The sequence below is a fragment of the Nonomuraea sp. NPDC049637 genome (assembly GCF_040675235.1).
Classification (GTDB): Bacteria; Actinomycetota; Actinomycetes; order Streptosporangiales; family Streptosporangiaceae; genus Nonomuraea.
Window position 1 is genome coordinate 124,995 of sequence record NZ_JBFAOM010000023.1, and the last position, 21,307, is coordinate 146,301.

General features: G+C 72.0%; 17 protein-coding genes. 9 read left to right on the top strand and 8 right to left on the bottom strand.

What is annotated here, in order from left to right; genetic code table 11:
* Positions 1–45 precede the first annotated feature (45 nt).
* Complete coding sequence (locus AB0J71_RS29080; RefSeq protein WP_352327570.1) at positions 46–654, top strand: hypothetical protein; 609 nt, start codon at positions 46–48, stop codon at positions 652–654.
* On the opposite strand, the gene AB0J71_RS29085 is transcribed toward AB0J71_RS29080, so the two are convergent.
* From AB0J71_RS29085 to AB0J71_RS29095, 3 genes are all read right to left on the bottom strand, one after another.
* Complete coding sequence (locus AB0J71_RS29085) at positions 571–867, bottom strand: hypothetical protein (RefSeq protein ID WP_364416936.1); 297 nt, start codon at positions 865–867, stop codon at positions 571–573. The genes AB0J71_RS29080 and AB0J71_RS29085 overlap by 84 nt on opposite strands.
* Entirely contained in the window at positions 867–1,085 is a 219-nt protein-coding gene (locus AB0J71_RS29090) for a hypothetical protein (protein WP_364416938.1), read from the bottom strand. Before AB0J71_RS29090 ends, AB0J71_RS29085 begins: the two co-directional genes overlap by 1 nt.
* A 126-nt stretch (positions 1,086–1,211) precedes the next feature.
* Positions 1,212–1,511 carry a hypothetical protein gene (locus AB0J71_RS29095; RefSeq protein ID WP_364416940.1) on the bottom strand — a complete coding sequence of 100 codons (300 nt, stop codon included), beginning with the start codon at positions 1,509–1,511 and terminating at the stop codon, positions 1,212–1,214.
* Between the two features lie 149 nt (positions 1,512–1,660).
* Between AB0J71_RS29095 and AB0J71_RS29100 the strand changes: the two genes are divergently transcribed.
* The gene (locus AB0J71_RS29100) at positions 1,661–4,798 is read left to right on the top strand and encodes a BTAD domain-containing putative transcriptional regulator (RefSeq protein ID WP_364416942.1); all 3,138 of its coding nucleotides are present in this window, start codon (positions 1,661–1,663) and stop codon (positions 4,796–4,798) included.
* 10 nt (positions 4,799–4,808) lie between these two features.
* Here AB0J71_RS29100 and AB0J71_RS29105 read toward each other — a convergent pair whose 3' ends face one another.
* Genes AB0J71_RS29105 through AB0J71_RS29115 form a run of 3 tightly spaced genes read right to left on the bottom strand, consistent with a single transcriptional unit; the run spans position 4,809 to position 6,995 of the window.
* A complete protein-coding gene (locus tag AB0J71_RS29105) occupies positions 4,809–5,570 on the bottom strand; it encodes an ABC transporter permease (protein ID WP_352327566.1) in 762 nt (253 codons plus the stop codon).
* The gene (locus tag AB0J71_RS29110) at positions 5,567–6,478 is read right to left on the bottom strand and encodes an ATP-binding cassette domain-containing protein (RefSeq protein ID WP_364416944.1); all 912 of its coding nucleotides are present in this window, start codon (positions 6,476–6,478) and stop codon (positions 5,567–5,569) included. The genes AB0J71_RS29105 and AB0J71_RS29110 overlap by 4 nt, the downstream gene beginning before the upstream one ends.
* 4 nt (positions 6,479–6,482) lie before the next feature.
* Positions 6,483–6,995 carry an Lrp/AsnC family transcriptional regulator gene (locus AB0J71_RS29115; protein WP_352327564.1) on the bottom strand — a complete coding sequence of 171 codons (513 nt, stop codon included), beginning with the start codon at positions 6,993–6,995 and terminating at the stop codon, positions 6,483–6,485.
* Between the two features lie 94 nt (positions 6,996–7,089).
* Between AB0J71_RS29115 and AB0J71_RS29120 the strand changes: the two genes are divergently transcribed.
* The 6 genes from AB0J71_RS29120 to AB0J71_RS29145 all read left to right on the top strand — a co-directional run bounded on the left by AB0J71_RS29120 (position 7,090) and on the right by AB0J71_RS29145 (position 17,254).
* A complete protein-coding gene (locus AB0J71_RS29120; protein ID WP_352327563.1) occupies positions 7,090–7,782 on the top strand; it encodes a nitroreductase family protein in 693 nt (230 codons plus the stop codon).
* 72 nt (positions 7,783–7,854) lie between these two features.
* Entirely contained in the window at positions 7,855–9,684 is a 1,830-nt protein-coding gene (locus AB0J71_RS29125; protein ID WP_364416946.1) for a M14 family zinc carboxypeptidase, read from the top strand.
* A gap of 507 nt (positions 9,685–10,191) precedes the next feature.
* Positions 10,192–12,012, top strand: coding sequence for a glycosyl hydrolase family 18 protein (locus tag AB0J71_RS29130; protein WP_364416948.1), 1,821 nt, complete (start codon positions 10,192–10,194; stop codon positions 12,010–12,012).
* Positions 12,009–13,697, top strand: coding sequence for a carbohydrate-binding protein (locus AB0J71_RS29135; RefSeq protein WP_352326095.1), 1,689 nt, complete (start codon positions 12,009–12,011; stop codon positions 13,695–13,697). Before AB0J71_RS29130 ends, AB0J71_RS29135 begins: the two co-directional genes overlap by 4 nt.
* 75 nt (positions 13,698–13,772) lie before the next feature.
* The gene (locus AB0J71_RS29140) at positions 13,773–15,431 is read left to right on the top strand and encodes a carbohydrate binding domain-containing protein (RefSeq protein WP_364416950.1); all 1,659 of its coding nucleotides are present in this window, start codon (positions 13,773–13,775) and stop codon (positions 15,429–15,431) included.
* Entirely contained in the window at positions 15,428–17,254 is a 1,827-nt protein-coding gene (locus AB0J71_RS29145) for a glycoside hydrolase family 18 protein (RefSeq protein WP_364416952.1), read from the top strand. Before AB0J71_RS29140 ends, AB0J71_RS29145 begins: the two co-directional genes overlap by 4 nt.
* On the opposite strand, the gene AB0J71_RS29150 is transcribed toward AB0J71_RS29145, so the two are convergent.
* Positions 17,241–18,827 carry a molybdopterin-dependent oxidoreductase gene (locus AB0J71_RS29150; protein WP_352326092.1) on the bottom strand — a complete coding sequence of 529 codons (1,587 nt, stop codon included), beginning with the start codon at positions 18,825–18,827 and terminating at the stop codon, positions 17,241–17,243. The two genes, AB0J71_RS29145 and AB0J71_RS29150, sit on opposite strands and share 14 nt — an antisense overlap.
* A gap of 117 nt (positions 18,828–18,944) precedes the next feature.
* On the opposite strand from AB0J71_RS29150, the gene AB0J71_RS29155 reads away from it, so the two are divergent.
* Positions 18,945–20,288, top strand: coding sequence for a hypothetical protein (locus tag AB0J71_RS29155; protein ID WP_364416954.1), 1,344 nt, complete (start codon positions 18,945–18,947; stop codon positions 20,286–20,288).
* Here the strand turns inward: AB0J71_RS29155 and erm are convergent.
* Positions 20,274–21,101: an ErmE/ErmH/ErmO/ErmR family 23S rRNA (adenine(2058)-N(6))-methyltransferase gene (gene erm / locus AB0J71_RS29160; protein WP_364416956.1), complete on the bottom strand. Its 828-nt coding sequence runs from the start codon at positions 21,099–21,101 to the stop codon at positions 20,274–20,276. The two genes, AB0J71_RS29155 and erm, sit on opposite strands and share 15 nt — an antisense overlap.
* Between the last annotated feature and the right edge of the window lie 206 nt (positions 21,102–21,307).

The following is a 21,307-nucleotide window of genomic DNA, read 5'->3' on the forward strand; positions in this document are numbered from 1 at the left end:
GCCCGTGACCGTGCCCGCCACCATGCCCGCCAGGAGCACCGCCACATGCCCGCCATGAGCACCGCGACGGTCCTGCTGCTCGGGGCCTTCCACGGACTGAACCCGGCCATGGGCTGGCTCTTCGCGGTGGCCCGCGGCCTGCAGGAGCGCAGCCGCGACCTGCTGCTCCAGTCGATCCCCGTGATCGCCCTGGGCCACCTGGCGTCGGTGGCCCTGGTCGCGCTGGTCGTGGCCGCCACCGGCTCCCTGGTGACGGGCGCGGCGCTGCCGGTGGTCGGCGGGCTGGTGCTGGTGGCGTTCGGGCTGTGGCGGCTGCTGTCCACCCGCCACTTCCGGTGGGTGGGCATGCGCCTGTCGCTCGCCCAGCTCGCCGGCTGGTCGTTCCTGATGTCGTCGGCGCACGGCGCCGGGCTCATGCTGCTGCCCGTGCTCACCGGGCTGCGCGCGGAGGGCCACGCGGGCCACGCCGTCTCAGGGGGACTGGCGGTGGCGGCCCTGCACACGCTGGCCATGTTCGTGGTGGCCGGCGTCGTGGCCCTGGTGGTCTACGAGGTGCTCGGCCTGACGATCCTACGCCGCGCCTGGTTCAACGTGGACCGCATGTGGGCCGTCGCCCTGATCGCCGCCGGCCTCCTCACCCTCCTCCAGGCCTGACCCGAACACCTCACAGAGCCGGTCGGCGTGAACGGCCCTTTCGATCCAGGCTTCCAGGACGGTGGTGTCCGTGCATGAGGTGATGCGCCGGCGCACCTCGTCGGGGATCACCACTCCACGGCCGTCGAGGATCATCAGCAGCACCTTGGCTTCGCCTTCGGCGCGCAGCATCTGGGCGTACTCGGACTGGTAGCGGTAGGTCTTGGTCGCCATCAGTCTCTCCAGATTCGTCGGGCGTCGGTGTTTCCGAGGCCTACTTCCGTTTGTTCGGCGATGTGTCCCGCGCTGGTGGTGTCGGTGGTGTCGGTGGTGTCCAAGGCGTCTGCCAGGACTTCCAGTATGGCAGTGACCTCCTTGGAACGGGCGTGGGTCAGCGCCGAGAACATGGTGAGCACCACGTCGTTCACCGCCTCGGCGAGGTCGTCGATCACGGGGATGTTGTGCGGGCCCACGACGACCGCGCGGACGGACAGCGTCGGCCAGTCCGGCAGGCCGATCGTCTTCGGGAGGGCGGCCCCACCTGGCGGTCGCCTCGTCCTGGCAGATCACCAGCAGCGTCACCGGGCAGCCGAACTTGACGTGCACGTGGCTGATGTAGTGCGCCCAGGCCGCGGTCTTGCGGTCGTCGGGCTTGGACTGCGACTCGCTGATGACCACGTGCCGTCCCTCAAGGACGTGAACATCATGATCGTGTCGGCGCGCCGCTCGATCGGCTTGATCTCGGTCAGGTCGGTGTCCACCACCGCGACCTCGGTCGGTGACGGGAAGGGGATGTCGAGCACCTTGAAGACGCTCGTGCAGAGCTCTGGATTGTCACGGAAGACGCGGTGCAGCGCCTCGTGCTGGGAGGAGATCACGGGCGGAACGTTAGCGACCGATGACGTTCCGTGTCCGCGAAAACAGGACGGCGGGTGCGCGACGGTGGAAAGAGTTCATCCATGGGAGGAAACGGGCGGGGGAAAGATCTCTACCGGAGCATGTGCGCAGGCAGGGCAGGATGTGGTGGGTGCGGATATCCATCCTGGGGCCGTTGGAGGTCGAGAACGACGGGGGACCGGTCGTGGTCGGCGGTCTCCGGCTGCGCGCGCTGCTGGCCGTGCTGGCGCTCGAAGCGGGCCGTACGGTCACGGCCGAGCGGCTGATCGACGTGCTCTGGCCGCAGGAGCCGCCCGCCAACGCGGCCAACGCGCTGCAGACGCTGGTCAGACGCCTGCGGGCGGCGCTCAGGCCGGACGAGGTGATCGACAGCCGTCCCGGCGGGTACGCCCTCACGCTCCCCGCCGAGCAGGTGGACGCGCTGGCGTTCCGGCGGCTGGCGGGCGAGGACGCCGACCGGGCGCTGGCGTTGTGGCGTGGGGCGGCGCTGGCGGATCTCACGTCCGTCCCCTACTTGGCGGACGCGGCGACCGCGCTGGAGCAGGAGCGGCTGGCGGCGGTCGAGGCCAGGGCCGAGCGCCTGCTGGCGGCCGGGCGGCCGGTCGAGCTCGCCGTCGAGGTGACGGCCCACCCGTTGCGCGAGCGGCTGGTCGGGCTGGCCATGCGCGGGCTGGCCGCGTCCGGACGGCAGGCCGAGGCGCTGGAGCTGTTCGAACGCACCCGCCACCGGCTGGCCGACGAGCTGGGCGTCGATCCCGGCGCCGAGCTGCGGGCCGCGCACCTGGCCGTATTGTCCGCGGAGCAGCCTCCGGTCGTCTGGCCGAGGAGCCGGCCGAAGAGCCGGCCGAAGGGCAACGTACGCAAGCCGCGCACCAGCTTCATCGGCCGGGAGGCCGAGCTCGCACGGCTCACCGGCCTCCTCCGCGACGACCGGCTCGTCACGCTCGTGGGGCCCGGCGGCGCCGGCAAGACCAGGCTGGCGACCGAGGCGGCCCTCCAGCTGTCCACCGAACCCGCCACACCTCTGACGGCCGCAGAGGCCGGGGACCGGCGGGCGGTCGTGGCGTGGATGGTGGAACTGGCCTCGGTCAGCGACCCGGCCGGCGTGCCGGGAGCCGTGCTCGACGCGCTCGGCCTGCGCGACGATGGCCCCGGCTACCGCCCGCCCGAGGCGGCCAAGGACGTGGTCGAGCAGGTCGCCGCGGCGCTGGGCGAGCGGCCCGCGCTGGTCGTGCTGGACAACTGCGAGCACGTGGTGACGGCCGCGGCCGTGCTGGTCGAGCGGCTGCTCGACGAGTGTCCCGAGCTGCGGGTGCTGGCCACCAGCAGGGAGCCGCTCAACGTGCCGGGCGAGCGGCTGCTGCCCCTCCCGCCGCTCGAACCGCCGCCGTCGGGGGCCGGGCCCGCCGAGGCGGCGGCGTACCCGTCGGTGCGGCTGCTGGTCGACCGGGCGGCGGCGGCTCGTCCGTCGTTCGCCGTGGACGAGGGCAACGCGCCGGCCGTGGTCGCGCTCTGCCGCAGGCTCGACGGCATGCCGCTGGCCATCGAGCTGGCCGCCGCCCGGCTGCGCACGATGACGCCGCGCCAGCTCGCCGACCGGCTGGACGACAGGTTCAGGCTGCTCGACGGCGGCAGCCGTACCGCGCTGCCGCGCCAGCAGACGCTGCGGGCGGTCGTGGAGTGGAGCTGGGACCTGCTCGACGAGCGGGAACGCGTGCTGGCCAGGCGGCTCGGCGTGTTCGCCGGCGGCGCGACCCTGGAGGCCGTCGAGGAGGTGTGCGGCGGCACGGCCGACGTCCTCGGCGTGCTGGCGGACAAGTCCCTGGTGCGCCTGTCGCCCGAAGGCCGGTACTCGATGCTGGAGACCATCCGCGCCTACGCCCTGGAACGGCTGGCCGAGGCGGACGAGACCGCCGAGTACCGCGACCGGCACGCCCGTCACCTGCTCGACCTGGCCGAACGCGCGGTGCCCGAGCTGCGCACCGCCACGCAGGTGGAGTGGATCGAACGGCTGGCGGCGGAACGCGACGACTTCGCGGCGGCGCTGCGCTGGCTGATCGACCGGCGGGAGGCCGGGCCCGCGCTGCGGCTGTGCGGGGCGCTCAACTGGTACTGGTGGATGTGCGGCTACCGCCGCGAGAGCGCGGCCTGGGCCAGGCAGGCGCTCGACCTGGCGGGTGACACGCCGCCGCCGGGGCTCGCGGGGGCGTACACGTCCTGCATGTTCGCCTACGGCGTCGACGTGTTCGGGACGATCAGCAACGACCGGGCGGCCATGCTGGAGCTGTCGACCCGGATGGAGGAGCTGGTGGAGCGGGCGGTCCAGGAGGGGCCGGTGCACCCGCTGCTGCTGATCAGCAGGGTCGTCATGGCCGCGGCGGCCGGGCAGGACGAGCGGGCGGCCGCGCTGATCGGCGACTACGCCCGCAGCGACGACCTGTGGTTGTCGTCCGCCGCCCTGATGATCGGCGGCCGGATGCAGGCGGGGGGAGAGCGGGAGCTGGAACGGGCGGTCGAGGGGTTCCGCCGGCTGGGCGACCGCTGGGGGCTGAGCGAGGCGCTGCTGGGCCTGGCCGACCTGCGGGCCGAGCGCGGCGCAGGCACCGACGACCTGATCGCCGAGACCAGGTCGCTGACCAGCGAATGGATCAGCGACGACGAGTCGATCTCCACCCTGATCCGGCTGGCCCAGCTGCGCCTGCGGGTCGACGACCTGGACGGCGCGGGCGCCGACCTCGCCATGGCCAGGTCCCGGGTGGGCGAGGAGACCTCGCCGTGGACGCTGGTGATGCTCGGCCTGGGCGAGGCCGCCTACCAGGAGCGGCTCGGCGACCTGGACGGCAGCCTGGCGATCTACCGGGACATGGACGGCGTCGTCGCCGCGGCTCCCCGGGTGCCGCAGATCACCGCGGTGTACCTGACCTCCTACGGCCGGGCGCTGGCCCGCGCCGGCGACCTGGACGCCGCGCTGGCCCGGCACCGCCAGGCGCTCGACGTCCTCGGCGACGTCAGCCCGGACCGGCCGCTGTTGTCGATGACGCTGGCCGGGTTCGCGCTGGCGGCGCAGGCCGCGGGCGACCAGGAACGGGCGGCGGTGCTGTTCGGCGCGGCGTCGGCGGCCGTCCCGCAGGACACCTCGCCCGACACCACGGAAGGACGCGCGGCGGCCAGGAGGGCACTCGGCGACGAGCTCTTCGAACGCCGTTTCGCCGAGGGCGCCGCCCTGCCGCCGGCCGAGCTCTACTCGATGGTCGGCAGCACCACGTAGGAGAGCGCGATCATCGTACTTTCCTGTTGTAGGCCCGGAGGGCGAAGGGGGCGAACAGGGCGAGCAGCGCGGCGGCCCAGCCGAGCGTGATCCACACGTCGGACGCCGCCAGGCCGCCCACCAGGAGACCGCGCAGCGCGCCGGCCAGGTGCGAGACCGGGTTGACGCCCATCCACCAGGTCAGCCAGCCCGGCAGGTCGGTGGCGGGGACGAAGGCGCTGCTGCCGAACGTGAGCGGCAGCAGCACGGCGGTGGCGATGCCCTGCATCGAGGCGACCGACTTGGCCACCAGCCCGATCCAGGCCGATCCCCAGCTCAGGGCCGTCACCATGAGCAGCACCAGGCCGATCCCGGCCAGCGCGCTCAGCGGATCGGTCCGCACGCGGAAGCCGACGGCGTACCCCACGGCCAGCGACATGGCGATGGTGATCAGCAGGGTCAGCAGGTCGGCCATGATGCGCCCGGCCAGCGGCGCCGACCTGGCGATCGGCATGGTCCTGAACCGGTCGAACACGCCGTTGCCGATGTCGGTGGCCAGGTTCATGCCCGTCGTGATCGTCGCCATCAACGCCACCTGGACGAGCACGCCGGGCAGCATGTACGACACCGCGCCCGCCCGGTCGCCCCCGGCCGCCCCGCCGAACAGGTAGACGAAGATGACGATCATGAAGACGGGCTGGAGCAGCAGCCCGGCGAGCTGGCCGGGGTTGTTCTTCAGGGGGATCAGGCTGCGCCAGGCGAGCGTCAGCCCTTGGGAGATCGCGGTGGTCATGAGCTTGCTCCGGTGAGTGTGCGGAAGACGTCGTCGAGGGAGGGCAGGCGCAGGGCGTGCTCGGCCAGCACGATCCCGGCGTCGTCCAGCCGCCTGAGCAGGTCGGGCGGCGCGGCCAGGTCGTGCACGGGCACGCTGAGCAGCCCGTCCACGGCCGTGGCGCCGAGGATCGAGCCGGCCTTCTCCAGGTCGGCGGCGTGCAGCGGCCGGACGTCCAGCCGGTGGCCGCCGGCCAGCGACTTGAGCTCGGCCGGCGTGCCGCTCGCCGCCACCCGGCCGCGGTCGATGACCAGCAGGTCGTCGGCGAGCTGGTCGGCCTCCTCCAGGTACTGGGTGGTCAGCAGGACCGTCACCCCGTCCGCGACCAGTTCCCTGACCACGTCCCACAGCTCGCCGCGGGCCCGCGGGTCGAGGCCGGTCGTCGGCTCGTCGAGGAACAGGATCCGGGGCCGGCTGACCAGGCTGACCGCCAGGTCCAGCCGGCGGCGCATGCCGCCCGAGTAGCCGGCCGCCGCCCGGCCCGCCGCCTCCTCCAGGCCGAACCTGGCCAGCAGCTCGGCGGCCCTGGCCCGGGCGGCCGTCCTGGACAGGCCGAGCAGGCGGCCGACGAGCACGAGGTTCTGGGTGCCGGTCAGCTTCTCGTCGACCGAGGCGTACTGGCCGGTCAGGCCGATCAGCTCGCGGACCCGGCGGGCCTGGGTGACGACGTCGTGCCCGCCGACCGTGGCGTGGCCGGCGTCGGGGGCGGCGAGGGTGGCCAGGATGCGGACGGCGGTGGTCTTGCCCGCGCCGTTGGGGCCGAGCACGCCGAGCACGGTGCCGGTCCTGACCCGCAGGCCGACGCCGTCCAGCGCGGTCTTGTCGCCGTACCGCTTGACGAGCCCTTCCGCTTCGATCGCGTAAGTCATGCCCCTACGGTCGCGGAGGGGGCTGGCAGCCGCCTGGCAGCTGCCTGTCAGCCGCCGCCAGCGGCTGCACCCGGTGCGGCACCACGGTGGACAGCGCGATGACGGTGGTGCTCCGGCGCACGCCGGGGATCGTCAGCATCCGGTCGATCACCCGCTGGACGTGCTCGTTGTCGCGGCCCGCGACGCGGCACCAGACGTCGCCGGGACCGGTCACGATGCAGGCTTCGAGCAGCTCGGGGATGGACTCCAGGGTCCTGGAGATGTGCTCGCGGGCGGCCTGCTCGACCTCCAGGGTGGTGAACGCCTGCACCGGGTAGCCGAGCGCGGCGGGGGACAGGTTCGGGCCGTAGTCGATGATCACGCCGTCCGCGGCCATCCGGTCCAGCCTGGCCTGTACGGTCCCCCGCGCCACCCCGAGCAGCCGGGCGATCTCCAGCAGCCCGCTGCGCGGCCGGTCGGCGACCAGTCGCAGGACGCGCAGATCCAGATCGTCGAGCCCGCGGCGACGTGCCGGCATATTCGCCTCCCAAAAGCCGATTCGGCTGTCAGATCGGCAGCATACGGCGAGCGGTGTTGTCAGACCCGCCGGTCGTGCCGAGACTGCGGATCTTATGGAGCACCAGTTTCCGTTCGTCCCCTACCGGCCCGAACGTTACGACGCCGACGAGATGATCAAGCGCGGGGAGGAGTTCCACGCGCTGGCCGACCGGCGGCGCAGCGTGCGGTTCTTCAGCGACGAGCCGGTGCCGTACCGGTGCGTCGAGCTGGCCGTGCGGGCGGCCAACACCGCGCCGTCGGGCGCGCACCAGCAGCCGTGGAAGTTCGTGGTGATCGGTGACCCGGAGGTCAAGCGGCGCATCCGCGAGGCCGCCGAGGAGGAGGAACGCCGCAACTACGAGGGCGGCAGGCTGCCGCAGGAGTGGCGCGAGGCGCTGGCCCCGCTGGAGACGACCTCCGACAAGGGCTACCTGGAGGTCGTGCCGTGGCTGGTGGTGTGCTTCGCCGAGAAGTACGGCGTGCGCCCCGGCGGCCGCAGGGTCAAGCACTACTACGTCAACGAGAGCGTCGGCATCGCCTGCGGCCTGTTCATCACCGCCCTGCACGCCATGGGCCTGTCCACGCTCACCCACACCCCCAACCCGATGGCCTTCCTCAGCGAGATCTGCCGACGCCCGGCCAACGAGCGGCCCTACATCCTGTTCCCCGTCGGGTACGCCGCCCCCGACGCCGAGGTGCCGGATCTTGCCAGGAAACCGCTGGAAGAGGCCCTGGTCCGGTTCGACGGAAAATTGGGCCTTTCCTAGGGCACCCATCGTCTTCACTCTCAGTTCAGGCGCGGGTCAAACCCCCAGTCCCGCGCGGGCGAGGAGGACGAGGTGAAACGCCGATTACTCATTCTGCTGGCGGTCCTGAGCATGGTCAGCCTGACCGGCATGACCGGCGCCGGGGCCGGCGCGGAACCACCGGCGAACAAGCAGTACCGGGTCGCCGGCCCGGCCGACGCGCGCCAGCGCAGCGCCGTGGCGGCGACGGGCGCCGCCATCGAGGACGTGCAGCCGAACTCGGTGCTGGTCACCGCCACGGCGGCCGAGGTCGCGGCCATCAGGCGGCTCGGCTACCGGGTGACGGAGGCCCCGCGCCCGGCGCCGCCGGACGCCGTCGGGACGTTCGACTTCCCGCCGTCGGACTCCGGCTACCACAACTACGCGGAGATGACGGCCGAGATCAACACCCTGGTCGCGGCGCATCCGGGGATCATGAGCCAGAGCACGTTCGGCACCTCGTACGAGGGCCGGCCGATGCGCCTGGTCAAGATCAGCGACAACGTGGGCACGGACGAGGCCGAGCCCGAGGTGCTGTTCACCGCCCACCAGCACGCCCGCGAGCACCTCACGGTCGAGATGGCGCTGTACATCATGCACCTGCTGACCGACAACTACGGCACCGACGCCAGGATCACGAACCTGGTCAACACCCGTGAGATCTGGATCATGCCCGACCTCAACCCGGACGGCGGCGAGTACGACATCGCCAGCGGCACCTACCGTTCCTGGCGCAAGAACCGGCAGCCGAACTCCGGCTCCTCCTCGGTCGGCACCGACCTCAACCGCAACTGGGCCTACCAGTGGGGCTGCTGCGGCGGCTCCTCGGGCTCGACCTCCAGCGAGACCTACCGCGGCGCGAGCGCCGAGTCGGCCCCCGAGGTCAAGGCGGCGGCCGACTGGGTGCGCAGCCGGGTCGTCGGCGGCGTGCAGCAGATCAGGACGAACCTCGACTGGCACACCTACAGCGAGCTGGTCCTGTGGCCCTACGGCTTCACCTACGACGACACCGCGCCCGGCCTGACCCAGGACGACCGGGACGCCCACGCCACCCTCGGCCAGAACATGGCCGGCACCAACGGCTACACGCCCGAGCAGTCCAGCGACCTCTACATCACCGACGGCACGATCGACGACTGGATGTGGGGCCAGTACAAGATCTTCAGCTTCACGTTCGAGATGTACCCGGTCGGCGCGAGCCCCGGCTTCTACCCGCCGGACGAGCAGATCGTCCCGCAGACCACCCGCAACAAGGAGGCCGTGCTGCGCTTCCTGGAGTACTCCGACTGCGTCTACCGGATCATCGGCAAGGAGTCCCAGTACTGCGGCACCGGCACGCCGCCGGTGACGGTCTGGTCCGACACGTTCGAGACGGCGACCGGCTGGACGGTGAACCCGTCCGGCACCGACACCGCCACCACGGGCGCGTGGGAGCGGGGCGACCCCGAGGCGACCACCTCCTCGGGCGCCAAGCAGCTCGGCACCACGGTCAGCGGCACGAACGACCTGGTGACCGGCCGCCTGGCGGGCGCCGCGGCCGGTGACTACGACCTCGACGGCGGCGTCAGCTCGATCCAGTCGCCGCCGATCACGCTGCCCTCGACGGGCACGCTGAGCCTGTCGCTGTCGTGGTACCTGGCGCACGGCTCGAACGCCTCCAGCGCGGACTACTTCCGGGTCCGCGTGGTCGGCGGCACCACGACCACCGTGTTGCAGCAGGCCGGCGCGGCCACGAACCGCAACGGCGCCTGGGCCGTGGCGACGGCCGACCTGACCGCCTACGCGGGCCAGACGGTCCGCATCCTCATCGACGCGGCCGACGCCTCCGGGGCCTCCCTGGTGGAGGCCGGCGTGGACGACGTCAAGATCACCCAGCAGCCCTGACCCGATCGTCGCGCCCCCTCGTCCGGACCCCGGTCCGGGCGAGGGGGCGCTGCCGTCGGCTCCGGCACCCCGCGTTTCGGCACGTCACGGGCCGTCACGTGATTGGGTCTTGTAAGCACAGGGTGTCAAGGCTACGATCGCGACAACTCTTAGGAAACTTTCCTAAAAGAAATCATGGATCGGATGGCCCATGACTCGCTCGCCGCCCGCATGACTCATCGCTGAGCTGCGGAGACATCCGCCCGAACGACCCCTTCTCCCACGCCCCCGGTGCTGCGGGCGTGCACACCCCCCACCTTTCCCAGCCGCTGGAGCGGTCACGCGGCCCGGCCGGACGCACCGGCCCTGACTGCCGCTGCAAGCTCCGCGCGCGCCTGCCTTTCCACCGGCCTGCGCCGACACCCCCCGAAAAGGCCCGTGTCTCATCTCCACGGGCCGTGCCGTACGGCTTGCGCTCTCACCCCCCGGTGCAAGCCGTACGGCACGCCAGAAGAACGGAAATCGACAGTGAGATTTCGCGCGATCTTCTTAACGCTCGCGACCCTCGCACTGAGTCTCCTGGCCCTGCCCGCCCACGCCGCCGCCGCCACCGCGACTTTCGTCAAGGTCGCCGACTGGGGGTCCGGCTTCGAGGGCAAGGTCACCGTCGTCAACGGCACCACCGCCCCCCTGGCCTGGAACGTGCAGTTCGACGTGCCGGCCGGGTTCTCCATCCCGTCCGCCTGGGACGCGGTCCTGACCAGGAGCGGCCAGCACTACACGTTCACCGCGCCGAGCTGGGCCGGACCGCTGGCGGCCGGGGCGAGCACGAGCTTCGGCTTCAACGGCGCCCCGGGCAACTTCCCCGGCATCACCGGCTGCACCCTGAACGGCTCCTCGTGCGGCGGCACGACCGTGGAGGTCCCCGGCAAGCCCGGCACGGCCACCGCGACCAGCACCGACACCAGCATCACCCTGTCCTGGGGCGCCTCCGCCGGCACGGTGACCGGCTACCGCGTCTACGAAGGCGGCGCCGTCAAGGCCACCGTCACCGGCACCACGGCGACGATCTCCGGCCTCGGGACCTGCCAGAGCCACACCTACACCGTCAAGGCGTACAACTCGGCGGGCGAGTCGGCCGCCGGCGACGCCGTGACCGCGACGACCACGGGCTGCGGCACCGGCGTGCCCGGCAAGGCCGGCCCGATCACCGTGTCCGGCACGTCCCAGACCGGCGCCACGCTCAGCTGGCCGGCGGTCAACGGCGCCACCGGCTACGGGGTCCGCCTCAACGGCTCGCAGGTCGCCACGGTGACCGGCACCTCCCACACCCTCACCGGCCTGACCGCCTGCACCTCGTACTCGGTCACGGTCACCGCCTCCAACGCGGCCGGCGACGGCCCGCCCAGCGACGCCGCGGCCTTCACCACCCCGGGCTGCACCACCGACCCGCTGCCCAAGCACTTCCTCACCGGCTACTGGCACAACTTCGTCAACGCCGCGACCGAGCTGAAGCTGTCGGCCGTGCCCAACGAGTACGACGTCGTCGCCGTCGCCTTCGGCGAGGCCACCTCCACCGCCGGCGAGGTCGTCTTCTCGGTCGACCCGGGCCTTTCCACCGCGCTCGGCGGCTACACCGACGCCCAGTTCAAGGCCGACGTGCAGGCCCTGCACCAGCGCGGCAAGAAGGTCATCCTGTCGGTCGGCGGCGAGGCCGGCCGGGTGCAGGTCTCCAGCGGCGCGGCCGCCACGAAGTTCGCCGACACGGTGTACGCGCTGATGCAGAGCTACGGCTTCGACGGCGTGGACATCGACCTGGAGAACGGCCTCAACGCCACCTACATGGGCCAGGCCCTGCGGGCGCTGCGCGCGAAGGCGGGCAGCGGCCTGATCATCATGATGGCCCCGCAGACCATCGACATGCAGTCGACCGGGATGGAGTACTTCAAGCTCGCCCTGAACATCAAGGACATCCTCACGGTCGTCAACATGCAGTACTACAACTCGGGCTCCATGCTCGGCTGCGACCAGTCCGCGGCCTACTCGCAGGGGACGGTCAACTTCATGACCGCCCTGGCCTGCATCCAGCTGGAGAACGGCCTGCGCCCCGACCAGGTGGCACTGGGCCTGCCGGCCGGGCCCGGCGCCGCGGGTGGCGGCGTCGTCTCGCCCTCCCTCGTCAACCAGGCGCTCGACTGCCTGGCCAAGCGCACCAGTTGCGGATCCTTCGTGCCGCCGCGCGCCTACCCCGACATCCGGGGCGCGATGACCTGGTCCATCAACTGGGACGCCAGCAACAACTGGTCCTTCTCCAAGACCGTCAAGCCGCACCTTCAGGGGATGCCATGAGATTACGCACCAGACTGATCAGCTCGGTGGCCGGCCTGGCCATCGCCCTCACCGGGGCCGGCCTGGCCACGGGCGTCCCCACCGCTTATGGCGCCGCCGCCCAGCAGCAGCTGGCCGCCGCCTGGGCGCCGTGGACCGCCTACGCCACCGGAGCCGCCGTCACCTACAACGGCGTGGACTACGTGGCCCTCCAGGGTCACACCTCCCAGCCCGGCTGGGAGCCGCCGAACGTGCCCGCGCTGTGGAAGCAGGGCAGCGGCGGAGGCGACCCCACCCCGCCGTCGGTGCCCGGCAACCTGCGCTCGACCAGCGTCACGGCCACCAGCGCCGGCCTGGCCTGGGACGCCTCCACCGACAACGTCGGCGTGACCGGCTACAACGTCTACCGCGGCGGCACCCAGGTCGGCACCGCGACCGGCACGACGTACACCGACAACGGGCTGACGGCCTCGACCACCTACAGCTACACCGTCCGGGCCCGCGACGCCGCGGGGAACCTGTCCGGCGCCAGCAACGCGCTCAGCGTGACCACCCCCGGCGGCACCGGCGCGCCCGGCCAGCCCGGCACGGTCACCACGACCGTGACCGACACCAGCATCGCGCTGTCGTGGGGCGCCTCCTCCGGCACGGTGACCGGCTACCGCGTCTACGAGGGCGCGACCCAGAAGGCCGACGTCACCGGGACCAGCACGACGATCTCCGGGCTGAGCGCCTGCCAGAGCCACACCTACACCGTCAAGGCGTACAACTCGGTGGGCGAGTCGGCCGGGCGTGACGTCTCGGCGACCACCACCGGCTGCCCGACCGGCGGCAAGATGCCCGGCGCCCCCTACCTCTACACCGGCTGGGGCGACCCGCCCTCTCCCACTACGGTGATGAGCGCGACCGGCATCAAGTCGTTCACGATGGCCTTCATCCTGGCCAGCAACGGCTGCAACCCGGCCTGGGACGGGCAGCGCCCGCTCACCGGCGGCCAGGACGCGCAGGCCATCTCGGCCATCAAGGCGGCCGGCGGCAGCGTGCAGGTGTCCTTCGGCGGCTGGCAGGGCAACAAGCTCGGCCCGAACTGCTCCACGCCCGAACTGTTCGCCGGCGCGGTGCAGAAGGTCATCAACGCCGTCGGCCCGGCCGTGGTGGACTTCGACATCGAGAACACCGACGAGTTCGAGAACGTCACCGTCCAGGACCGCATCCTGAACGCCCTCAAGATCGTCAAGGCGGCCAACCCGAACGTCAAGATCGCCGTGACCTTCGGCACCGCGACCACCGGCCCGACCTACTACGGCACCCGCCTGATCAACCGCGCCAAGGAACTGGCGGTGCCGATCGACAACTACACGATCATGCCGTTCGACTTCGGCGGCGGCGCCAACATGTACCAGAACACCGTCAACGCGGCCGAAGGGCTCAAGAACGCCCTGAAGACCGCCCAGGGCTGGACCGACGCCCAGGCGTACGCCCACATGGGCATCTCCGGCATGAACGGCCTGTCCGACCAGCAGGAGCTCACCAACCAGAGCACCTGGACCCAGATCCGCGACTACGCCAACTCCCACGGCCTGACCAGGCTCGCGTTCTGGTCGGTCAACCGCGACCGCCCCTGCCCGGGTGGCGGCGTCGCGGAGAACTGCAGCGGCATCGCCCAGGACAACTGGGAGTTCACCAAGATCACCGCTGGCTTCTGACCCGCTGAGGCGGCCCGCCACCTCCGGGTGGCGGGCCGCACCGGCGCGCGGTCCGCACCCCCCGAAAGGACCCGCATGAGACCCCGCACGAGACTGCGCGGACCGGCGGCCACGGCCCTGGCCGCACTGGGACTCACCGTCCTGCACGCCACCCCGGCCGCCGCCGCGAACATCCTGTCCAACCCCGGCTTCGAGTCCGGCCTGAGCGGCTGGACCTGCCCGGCCGGCGCCCAGGCCGTCACCACCCCCGCGCACGGCGGCACGCAGGCGCTCCAGGCCACCCCGCAGGGCTCCGACCTCGCCCGCTGCCAGCAGACCGTCACCGTCAAGCCCGGCACCGCCTACCAGCTCTCGGCCTGGGCCCAGGGCTCCTACGTCTTCCTCGGCGCGACCGGCGCCGGCGTCAACGCCAGCACGTGGGGCGCCCCCGGCAACCAGTGGGGCCAGCTCAGAACCTCCTTCACCACCGGCGCCAACACCACCTCCGTGACCGTCTACGTCAACGGCTGGTACGGCCAGAGCGCCTACACCGCCGACGACATCGTCCTCGACGGCCCCGGCGGCCCGCCCGACACGCAGGCGCCGACCGTCCCCGGCGGCGTGGCCGTCGGCGGCCCGACCGGCACCAGCCTGACCGTGACCTGGTCGGCCTCCACCGACGACTCCGGCTCGGTCGCCCGCTACGAGGTCTCCAGGGACGAGGCCGCCCCCGTCGCCGTCGCCACGACCAGCCACACCGCGACCGGCCTCACCCCCGACACCTCCTACTCCTTCCGCGTGCGGGCCTGCGACGCCGCCGGCAACTGCTCGGCCTACTCGCCCCCGGCCGGCGGCCGCACCTCCAAGGACACCGTCCCGCCCGCCGGCGACATCAGGTACGCCCCCTACATCGACATCACGATGACCAGCCCGTCCCTGGTGGGCGCGGCGGCCGCGACCGGCGTGAAGAACTACACGCTGGCGTTCGTGCTCGGCGACAGCAGCGGCTGCAACCCGGCCTGGGGCGGCACGATCCCGCTCGCCGACACCCGGATCCTCAACGACGTCAAGGCCCTCCAGGCCCAGGGCGGCCAGGTCGTCGTGGCCAGCGGCGGCGCGGTCGGACCGTACCTGGAGCACGCCTGCGGCACCTCGGCGGCGCTGCTGGCCGCCTACAAGAAGGTGCTCGACACCGTCGGCACCAACCACCTGGACGTCGACGTCGAGGCGAGCATCGACGCGAACAAGGTCAACACCGCGCTCAAGCAGCTCCAGACCGAGCGCGGCACCGTGATCAGCTACACGCTGCGCGTCCAGGGCCAGGACTACGGCGTGGACCCGTTCTCGCTGCAGATCCTCCAGGACGCCGCCGCCAAGGGCCTCGACGTGATCGTCAACCCGATGCTGATGAACTTCGGCTACACCGGCAACTGGGGCGACGCGATGACCGCCGCCGCCCAGGCCACGCTCGGCCAGATGAAGGGCGTCTGGCCGGCCAGGAGCGACGCCCAGCTGAGGCGCGCGCTCGGCGTCACCCCCATGATCGGCAAGAACGACACCGGCATGACCACCACCCAGGCCGACGCCCGCAAGCTCCTGACCTGGGCCAACAGCAACCACATCGGATTCGTCGGCTTCTGGTCGGCCGCCCGCGACAACGGCGGCTGCCCCAACGGCCAGGTCTCCCCGACCTGCAGCGGGATCTCCCAGTCCAGCTACGAGTTCACGAACATCTTCAAGGGGTTCACCGGATGACCGGCATCTTCAGGTGGCGCACCGCCGTCGCGGCGCTCGCGCTCGCCCTCGGCACGGCGGGCCTGTCCGCCACCCCCGCCCTGGCGGCCAACATCGCCGTCAATCCCGGCTTCGAGGACGGGCTGACCGGCTGGACCTGCAGCGCCTCCGCCGGCGCGGCCGCCGTCACCTCGCCCGTCCACGGCGGGACGAAGGCGCTCAAGGCCACCCCGGCCGGCGCCGACCTAGCCCGCTGCCAGCAGCAGATCAAGGTGCAGCCGTCGTCGTCGTACACGCTGTCGGCCTGGGTGCAGGGCGGGTACGTCTTCCTCGGCGCCACCGGCACCGGCGGCACCGACCCCCAGACGTGGGGCTCGCCCGGCTCGGCCTGGACGCAGCTGCGCACCACGTTCACCACCGGCGCCACCACCACGTCGGTGACCGTCTACCTCAACTCCTGGTACGGCCAGAGCGCCTACGTCGCCGACGATGTCGTCCTGGACGGCGCGCCCGGCGGCGGAGGCGGCGGCGACACCCAGGCCCCCACCGTCCCCGGCAACCTGACCGTGGGCGGCGCGACGAGCAGCTCGCTCACCGCCACCTGGTCGGCCTCCACCGACAACGTCGGTGTGGACCGGTACGAGGTCTCCCGCGACGGCGGCGCCCCGGCCGCCGTGACCGCCACCAGCCACACCGCCACCGGCCTGGCCGCCTCCACCTCCTACCGCTTCAAGGTCCGCGCCTGCGACGCCGCCGGCAACTGCTCGCCCTACACCGCCGAGGCCACCGGCACCACGACCGCCGGCGGCGGCGGGGGAGGCGGGCTGCCCAAGCGCGTCCTGGTCGGCTACCTGCACGCCTCCTTCGCCAACGGCTCCGGATACATCCGCATGGCCGACGTGCCCGCCGAATGGGACGTCATCAACCTCGCCTTCGGCGAGCCCACCTCGGTGACCTCCGGCGACATCCGCTTCCGCCAGTGCCCGGTCGCCGAGTGCCCGAACGTCGAACCCGAGGCGGACTTCGTCGCCGCCATCAAGGCCAAGCAGGCCCAGGGCAAGAAGGTGCTGATCTCCATCGGCGGCCAGAACGGCCAGGTGCAGCTCACCACCACCGCGGCCAGGGACAAGTTCGTCGAGTCGGTCGCGGCCATCATCGACCGGTACGGCCTCGACGGCCTCGACGTGGACTTCGAGGGCCACTCCCTCTACCTCAACCAGGGCGACACCAACCTGGCCAGCCCCACCACGCCCGTCGTCGTCAACCTGATCTCCGCGCTGCGCGCGCTCAAGAGCCGCTACGGCGCCAAGTTCGTGCTCACCATGGCGCCCGAGACGTTCTTCGTGCAGCTCGGCTACCAGTTCTACGGCCCGGGCCCGAACGGCTCGGCCGACAGCAGGGCCGCCTCCTACCTGCCGGTCATCCACGCCCTGCGCGACGACCTGACCCTGCTGCACGTGCAGGACTACAACTCCGGCCCGATCACCGGCCTGGACAACCAGTACCACACGATGGGCGGCCACGACTTCCACGTCGCCATGACGGACATGCTGCTGGCCGGCTTCCCGATCATGGGCAACCCGAACAACGTGTTCCCGCCGCTGCGCCAGGACCAGGTGGCCATCGGCCTGCCCGCCTCGCCCAACGCGGGCAACGGGTTCACCACCGTCGCCGAGGTCCAGAAGGCGTTCGACTGCCTGGCCAAGGGCAGCAACTGCGGCACCTACCGGCCACGCGGCGTCTACCCGAACCTGCGCGGCCTGATGACCTGGTCGATCAACTGGGACAGGTACAACGCCTTCGAGTTCTCAAGGAGCCACCGGGCCTACCTCAACGGCCTGTGAACGGCCGGACGAGCTGGGTGGGCTTGAGCGGCACCCCCAACCCCGGCGGACGGTAGGTCGGCAGCGCCTCGCCGTACTCGTGCATCCAGGCGTGGTCGACCAGCAGGCGCATGCGCCCGTCCGCCGGCGTGCCGTCCGGGTCCGCCCGGGACGTCCGCCCGGCCAGCCGGGCCACCGCCTCGGCCACCAGGCCCGCGTCCGGCGGCGCGAGGTCGCACTGCTCGTCGGGGCCGATGAGCAGATCGACCTCCGGCGGCAGCGGGTAGATCGGCCGGGGGATGGCCAGCACGCGCGGCGAGGGAGCCATCGGCCACCCGTCGCGCACCGCCTCCAGCAGCACCGACCGCGACGTGCGGCGCGCGAACAGGCCCTCGCACAGCGCCCAGCTCAGCGCGCCCACGTCGGCGCGGTCCTCGCCGCAGGCGTGCAGGCACAGGTACGGCACCAGCGGGATCCCCGCACCGCCCGCCGGCTGCGCCCACCCGCTGCCGCACCCGGTCAGCACCAGCAGCGCCAGCATCGCCCGGTAGGCGGTGTCGGCGTGCGGCGTCTCCAGCCGGCCCGGCACGATCATGCACCGCCCGCCGGTCTTCTCCGCCGTCACGCCCAGCTCCCGCGCCGTCTTCACCGTCCGCGAGGCGGCCACCCCGGTGTAGATCTCCTGCCAGCCCGGCGTGTACGGCTCCCGGTCCCCGTACCCCTGCGGCCACACCCCGGGCAGCCCGTCCCGCGCCACGCCGTAGGCGGCCAGCAGCAGGTCGAACACCGTGGTCACCAGCTCGCCGCCGTCCCTGACGACCGGCACGCCGCGCCGCAGCACGCCCGGCCCGAAGTCGAAGCGCGGCAGCAGCACCTGCACCGCCTCGCCGCCGTACACGCTGAGCCGGTCGCAGGACCGGCCGAGCAGCCCGCCCGGCACGTACGCGTCCTCGCGCTCGCGCAGCCGCACCAGGAACGGCAGGTCCGTCCGCTCCATCGCGTGCGCGGCGAACGGCGGCCGGTCCAGGAAGAACTCCTTCAACAGCACGTGCCCCATCGCCATCGCCAGCGCGCCGTCCGTGCCCGGCCGCACGACCAGCGTCTCGTCCGACAACCGGGTCGGGTGGGTGCCGATCGCCACCACCTTCTGGCCCTTGTACCGCCCGGCGATCACCCAGGGCGTGTCCGCCGTCCGGGCCAGCCGGTTGTTCTCCCCCCACAGCAGCACGTACGCCGCCCGCGCCCAGTCATCGGCGCCCGGCCCCGTGAACCGCGGCCCGAGCACCTGCTCCGACGCGCACGGATGCTCGGTCAGCAGCGCGCCGCCCAGCCCGTCCACCACGCCCGCCAGCGGCGACGTCGCCAGCGCCGCGACCCGGTCCGCGCCGTGCTCCGCCGCCGTGTGCACGATCGCCGCCGCCGCCAGCTCGGCCGCCGTGGCGTCGTCCAGCGGGACGCGCCGCTCGCCGCGCCGCGCCTGGTAGACCTGAGAGTTGCCTGTGAGTTTCGCCCAGGCCGCGACCGGGTCACGGACCCCGTCCCTCACCTCGAAGTAGAGCCTGACCAGTGCCTGGTTGACCTGCGATCCCCCCATGGAAAAAGTTCAACACAGACAGTCATGTTCTATCGCCTTACGTGTCCGCATGTCGGGGATAAGAATTGGAAGCCCAGGTGGCGGCACTCAGATTGTTACGGCAGGCTAGGGGCCGCCATGGATTACGCAGTTCTCACGGGGGTCGTCCTCGTCACCGGTGTCGTGCTCGCCCTCGTCGCCCAGTGGCGCGACTGGCGGCCGCCACTCTACGTCGCCGTGCTCGTCGGCATCGCCGTCCGCGTGCTGATCATGTACACCTCCGCGATCGACTCATGGCAACCCGTCGACTTCATGGAGAGCTTCAAGCCCGCCGGCGAGGCGGTGCTGCAGGGCAAGGACCCGGTGCTGGCCAGCGAGGGCGGCTGGCACTTCCTGCCCACCATCCCCTACGTCTACGGCATCCTGCTGTGGCTCGGCATCCCGTGGGAGTACGCCGGCCGCCTGGTCACCGTCGTCGCCGACATCGTGCTGGTGCCGCTGGTCGGCAAGCTGGCCGGCGGCCCCAAGGCGTCCCTGCGCGCCTTCCAGTACGCGCTCAACCCGCTGGCCGTGCTCATCGCCAGCGTGCACGGCCAGGTCGAGCCGGTCGCGCTGGTGTTCGGCGTGGCCGCGTTCGTGGTTGCCCGCGGGCCCGGCGCGCCCGACCGTCCCGGCGCGACCGTCGACGTCGCCGGCCTTCGCGCCGCGGCGCGCCGCCCTGTCGCCACGCTGCGCCGCGCCCTCACGCCCGGCTCCGACGACCGCGCCGACCTGCGGCGCGCCATGCTGGCCGGGCTGCTCATGGGCCTCGCGCTGTGCGCCAAGAGCTGGCCGATCTGGCTGATCCCCGGCATGCTGCTGCTCCTGCCCCACCTGCGCGCCAGGATCGCCGCCCTCGTCATGACCGGCATCGTCCCGGTGTTCTTCCTGCTCACCTCGCCGATCTTCGCGGGCACCACGCTCGACGAGATCCCCGCCGTCATCCGTACCATCCAGGACATCCGCCCGATCGTCGGCGAATGGGGCTACAGCCCGTGGTTCACCGGCGGCGACTGGGCCCTGATGCCGGGGCTGGCCTCGTTCGGCACGAAGCTCATCTACGTCAGCGTCGTCGCCGTCCTGCTGCTGTGGCGGCGGGCCGACCCGATCGACCTGACCACGGCCATCCTGCTGGTCTTCATGGTCATGACGCCCCGCCTCGGCGCCCAGTACCTGCTGTGGTTCATGCCGTTCCTGGTGGCCAGGCCCACAAGGTGGGCCTGGCCGGCCATCGTCGGCACCTCGTTCTGGGCCGCCTACGGCTACCTCTACATGACGCAGTTCGGCGTCAACGACTGGTGGTACCTCCACCGCGACTGGTCACGCGCCTCCATCGTGCTGCTGCCGGTGCTGCTGCTGGCCATGCCCTGGGTCCGCCGCGTCTCGACGGCCCAGGACAGAGTCGCCGCCGTCCCGGCGAAGATCACCTCAACGGCGCTCTAGCCGCCGCCACAGGCTCACCCACTGGTCCGGGTGCACGTGGCCCACGACGGCGTCGCGGGCCACGCCCGCCTCGCCGAGCGCCGCGTCCACCCCCCGGTAGCGCGGGCGCAGGGAGGCGCGCACCGAGCCGCCGACCCCGCCGAACCCCAGCTCGACCAGCTCCAGGTAGCTTCCACGATCGCTCACCAGCGGCTCGGGCCGCCGTTGCACGCGAAGGATCGCCGAGTCCACCGACGGCACCGGACGGAAGCTCTCCCTGCCGATCGTGTCGCCGAGCCGCCAGTCGAACCACGGCCACGACGACACCGTGACCAGGCTCCACCGGCCGTAGTCGCCCGTGCGCTTGCGCGCGTACTCCCGCTGGGTGAGCAGCGTCGCCGAGGTCAGCTCGCGCGCCCGCAGGCACCAGTCGACGATCCTCGACGTGACCGAGTACGGGATGTTGCCCACGACCGCGAACGGCTCACGCGGCGCCCGCGCGGCCGTGAAGTCGCCCCTGACCACCTCGATCCGCGGATCGTCACGCGTACGCGAGGCCAGCCGCCCGGCGAGCCGGGGATCGAGCTCCCAGCCGATCACCCGCGCCCCGGCCTCGGCCAGCGCCAGCGTGAGCACGCCCGGCCCGGAGCCGGGTTCGAGCACCAGCCCCTCCGGCGCCGCTGCCTTGATCATCAGCTCCACGGCATGCCGGTCGGCCAGGAAGTTCTGCGAGAGCTCACGCCTGAGCCGGTCGGCGGGCGTACGACCGCCGCCGCCGTTCCTGACGTTCTTCTGGGTGTGTGAATAGTTTCCGTGCGCGAAGTTCTGCGCCACAGCACTGCCCTTTCGGGTCCTCGAGATGAACAGGTCTCGAAGGGCCCCGGGCGCGCCGGCGGACGCGCGGTGTCAGCCGTCCGCTAGCGGGCCAGAGCCCGGCCGCGGCGGATGCGGATGAACACGGTGCAGAACATGGAACACATGGCGCCGACAGTAGGCCGGACGGCGCCACCAGGGCAAAGGATTAAATGTGATGCGGGGGA

Coding starts and splice junctions, on each gene's coding strand:
- AB0J71_RS29080 (WP_352327570.1), top strand. CDS start 46: ATGCCCGCCATGAGCACCGCGACGGTCCTGCTGCTCGGGGCCTTCCAC.
- AB0J71_RS29085 (WP_364416936.1), bottom strand. CDS start 867: ATGGCGACCAAGACCTACCGCTACCAGTCCGAGTACGCCCAGATGCTG.
- AB0J71_RS29105 (WP_352327566.1), bottom strand. CDS start 5,570: ATGACCACCGCGATCTCCCAAGGGCTGACGCTCGCCTGGCGCAGCCTG.
- AB0J71_RS29110 (WP_364416944.1), bottom strand. CDS start 6,478: ATGACTTACGCGATCGAAGCGGAAGGGCTCGTCAAGCGGTACGGCGAC.
- AB0J71_RS29115 (WP_352327564.1), bottom strand. CDS start 6,995: ATGCCGGCACGTCGCCGCGGGCTCGACGATCTGGATCTGCGCGTCCTG.
- AB0J71_RS29120 (WP_352327563.1), top strand. CDS start 7,090: ATGGAGCACCAGTTTCCGTTCGTCCCCTACCGGCCCGAACGTTACGAC.
- AB0J71_RS29135 (WP_352326095.1), top strand. CDS start 12,009: ATGAGATTACGCACCAGACTGATCAGCTCGGTGGCCGGCCTGGCCATC.
- AB0J71_RS29140 (WP_364416950.1), top strand. CDS start 13,773: ATGAGACCCCGCACGAGACTGCGCGGACCGGCGGCCACGGCCCTGGCC.
- AB0J71_RS29145 (WP_364416952.1), top strand. CDS start 15,428: ATGACCGGCATCTTCAGGTGGCGCACCGCCGTCGCGGCGCTCGCGCTC.
- AB0J71_RS29150 (WP_352326092.1), bottom strand. CDS start 18,827: ATGGGGGGATCGCAGGTCAACCAGGCACTGGTCAGGCTCTACTTCGAG.
- AB0J71_RS29155 (WP_364416954.1), top strand. CDS start 18,945: ATGGATTACGCAGTTCTCACGGGGGTCGTCCTCGTCACCGGTGTCGTG.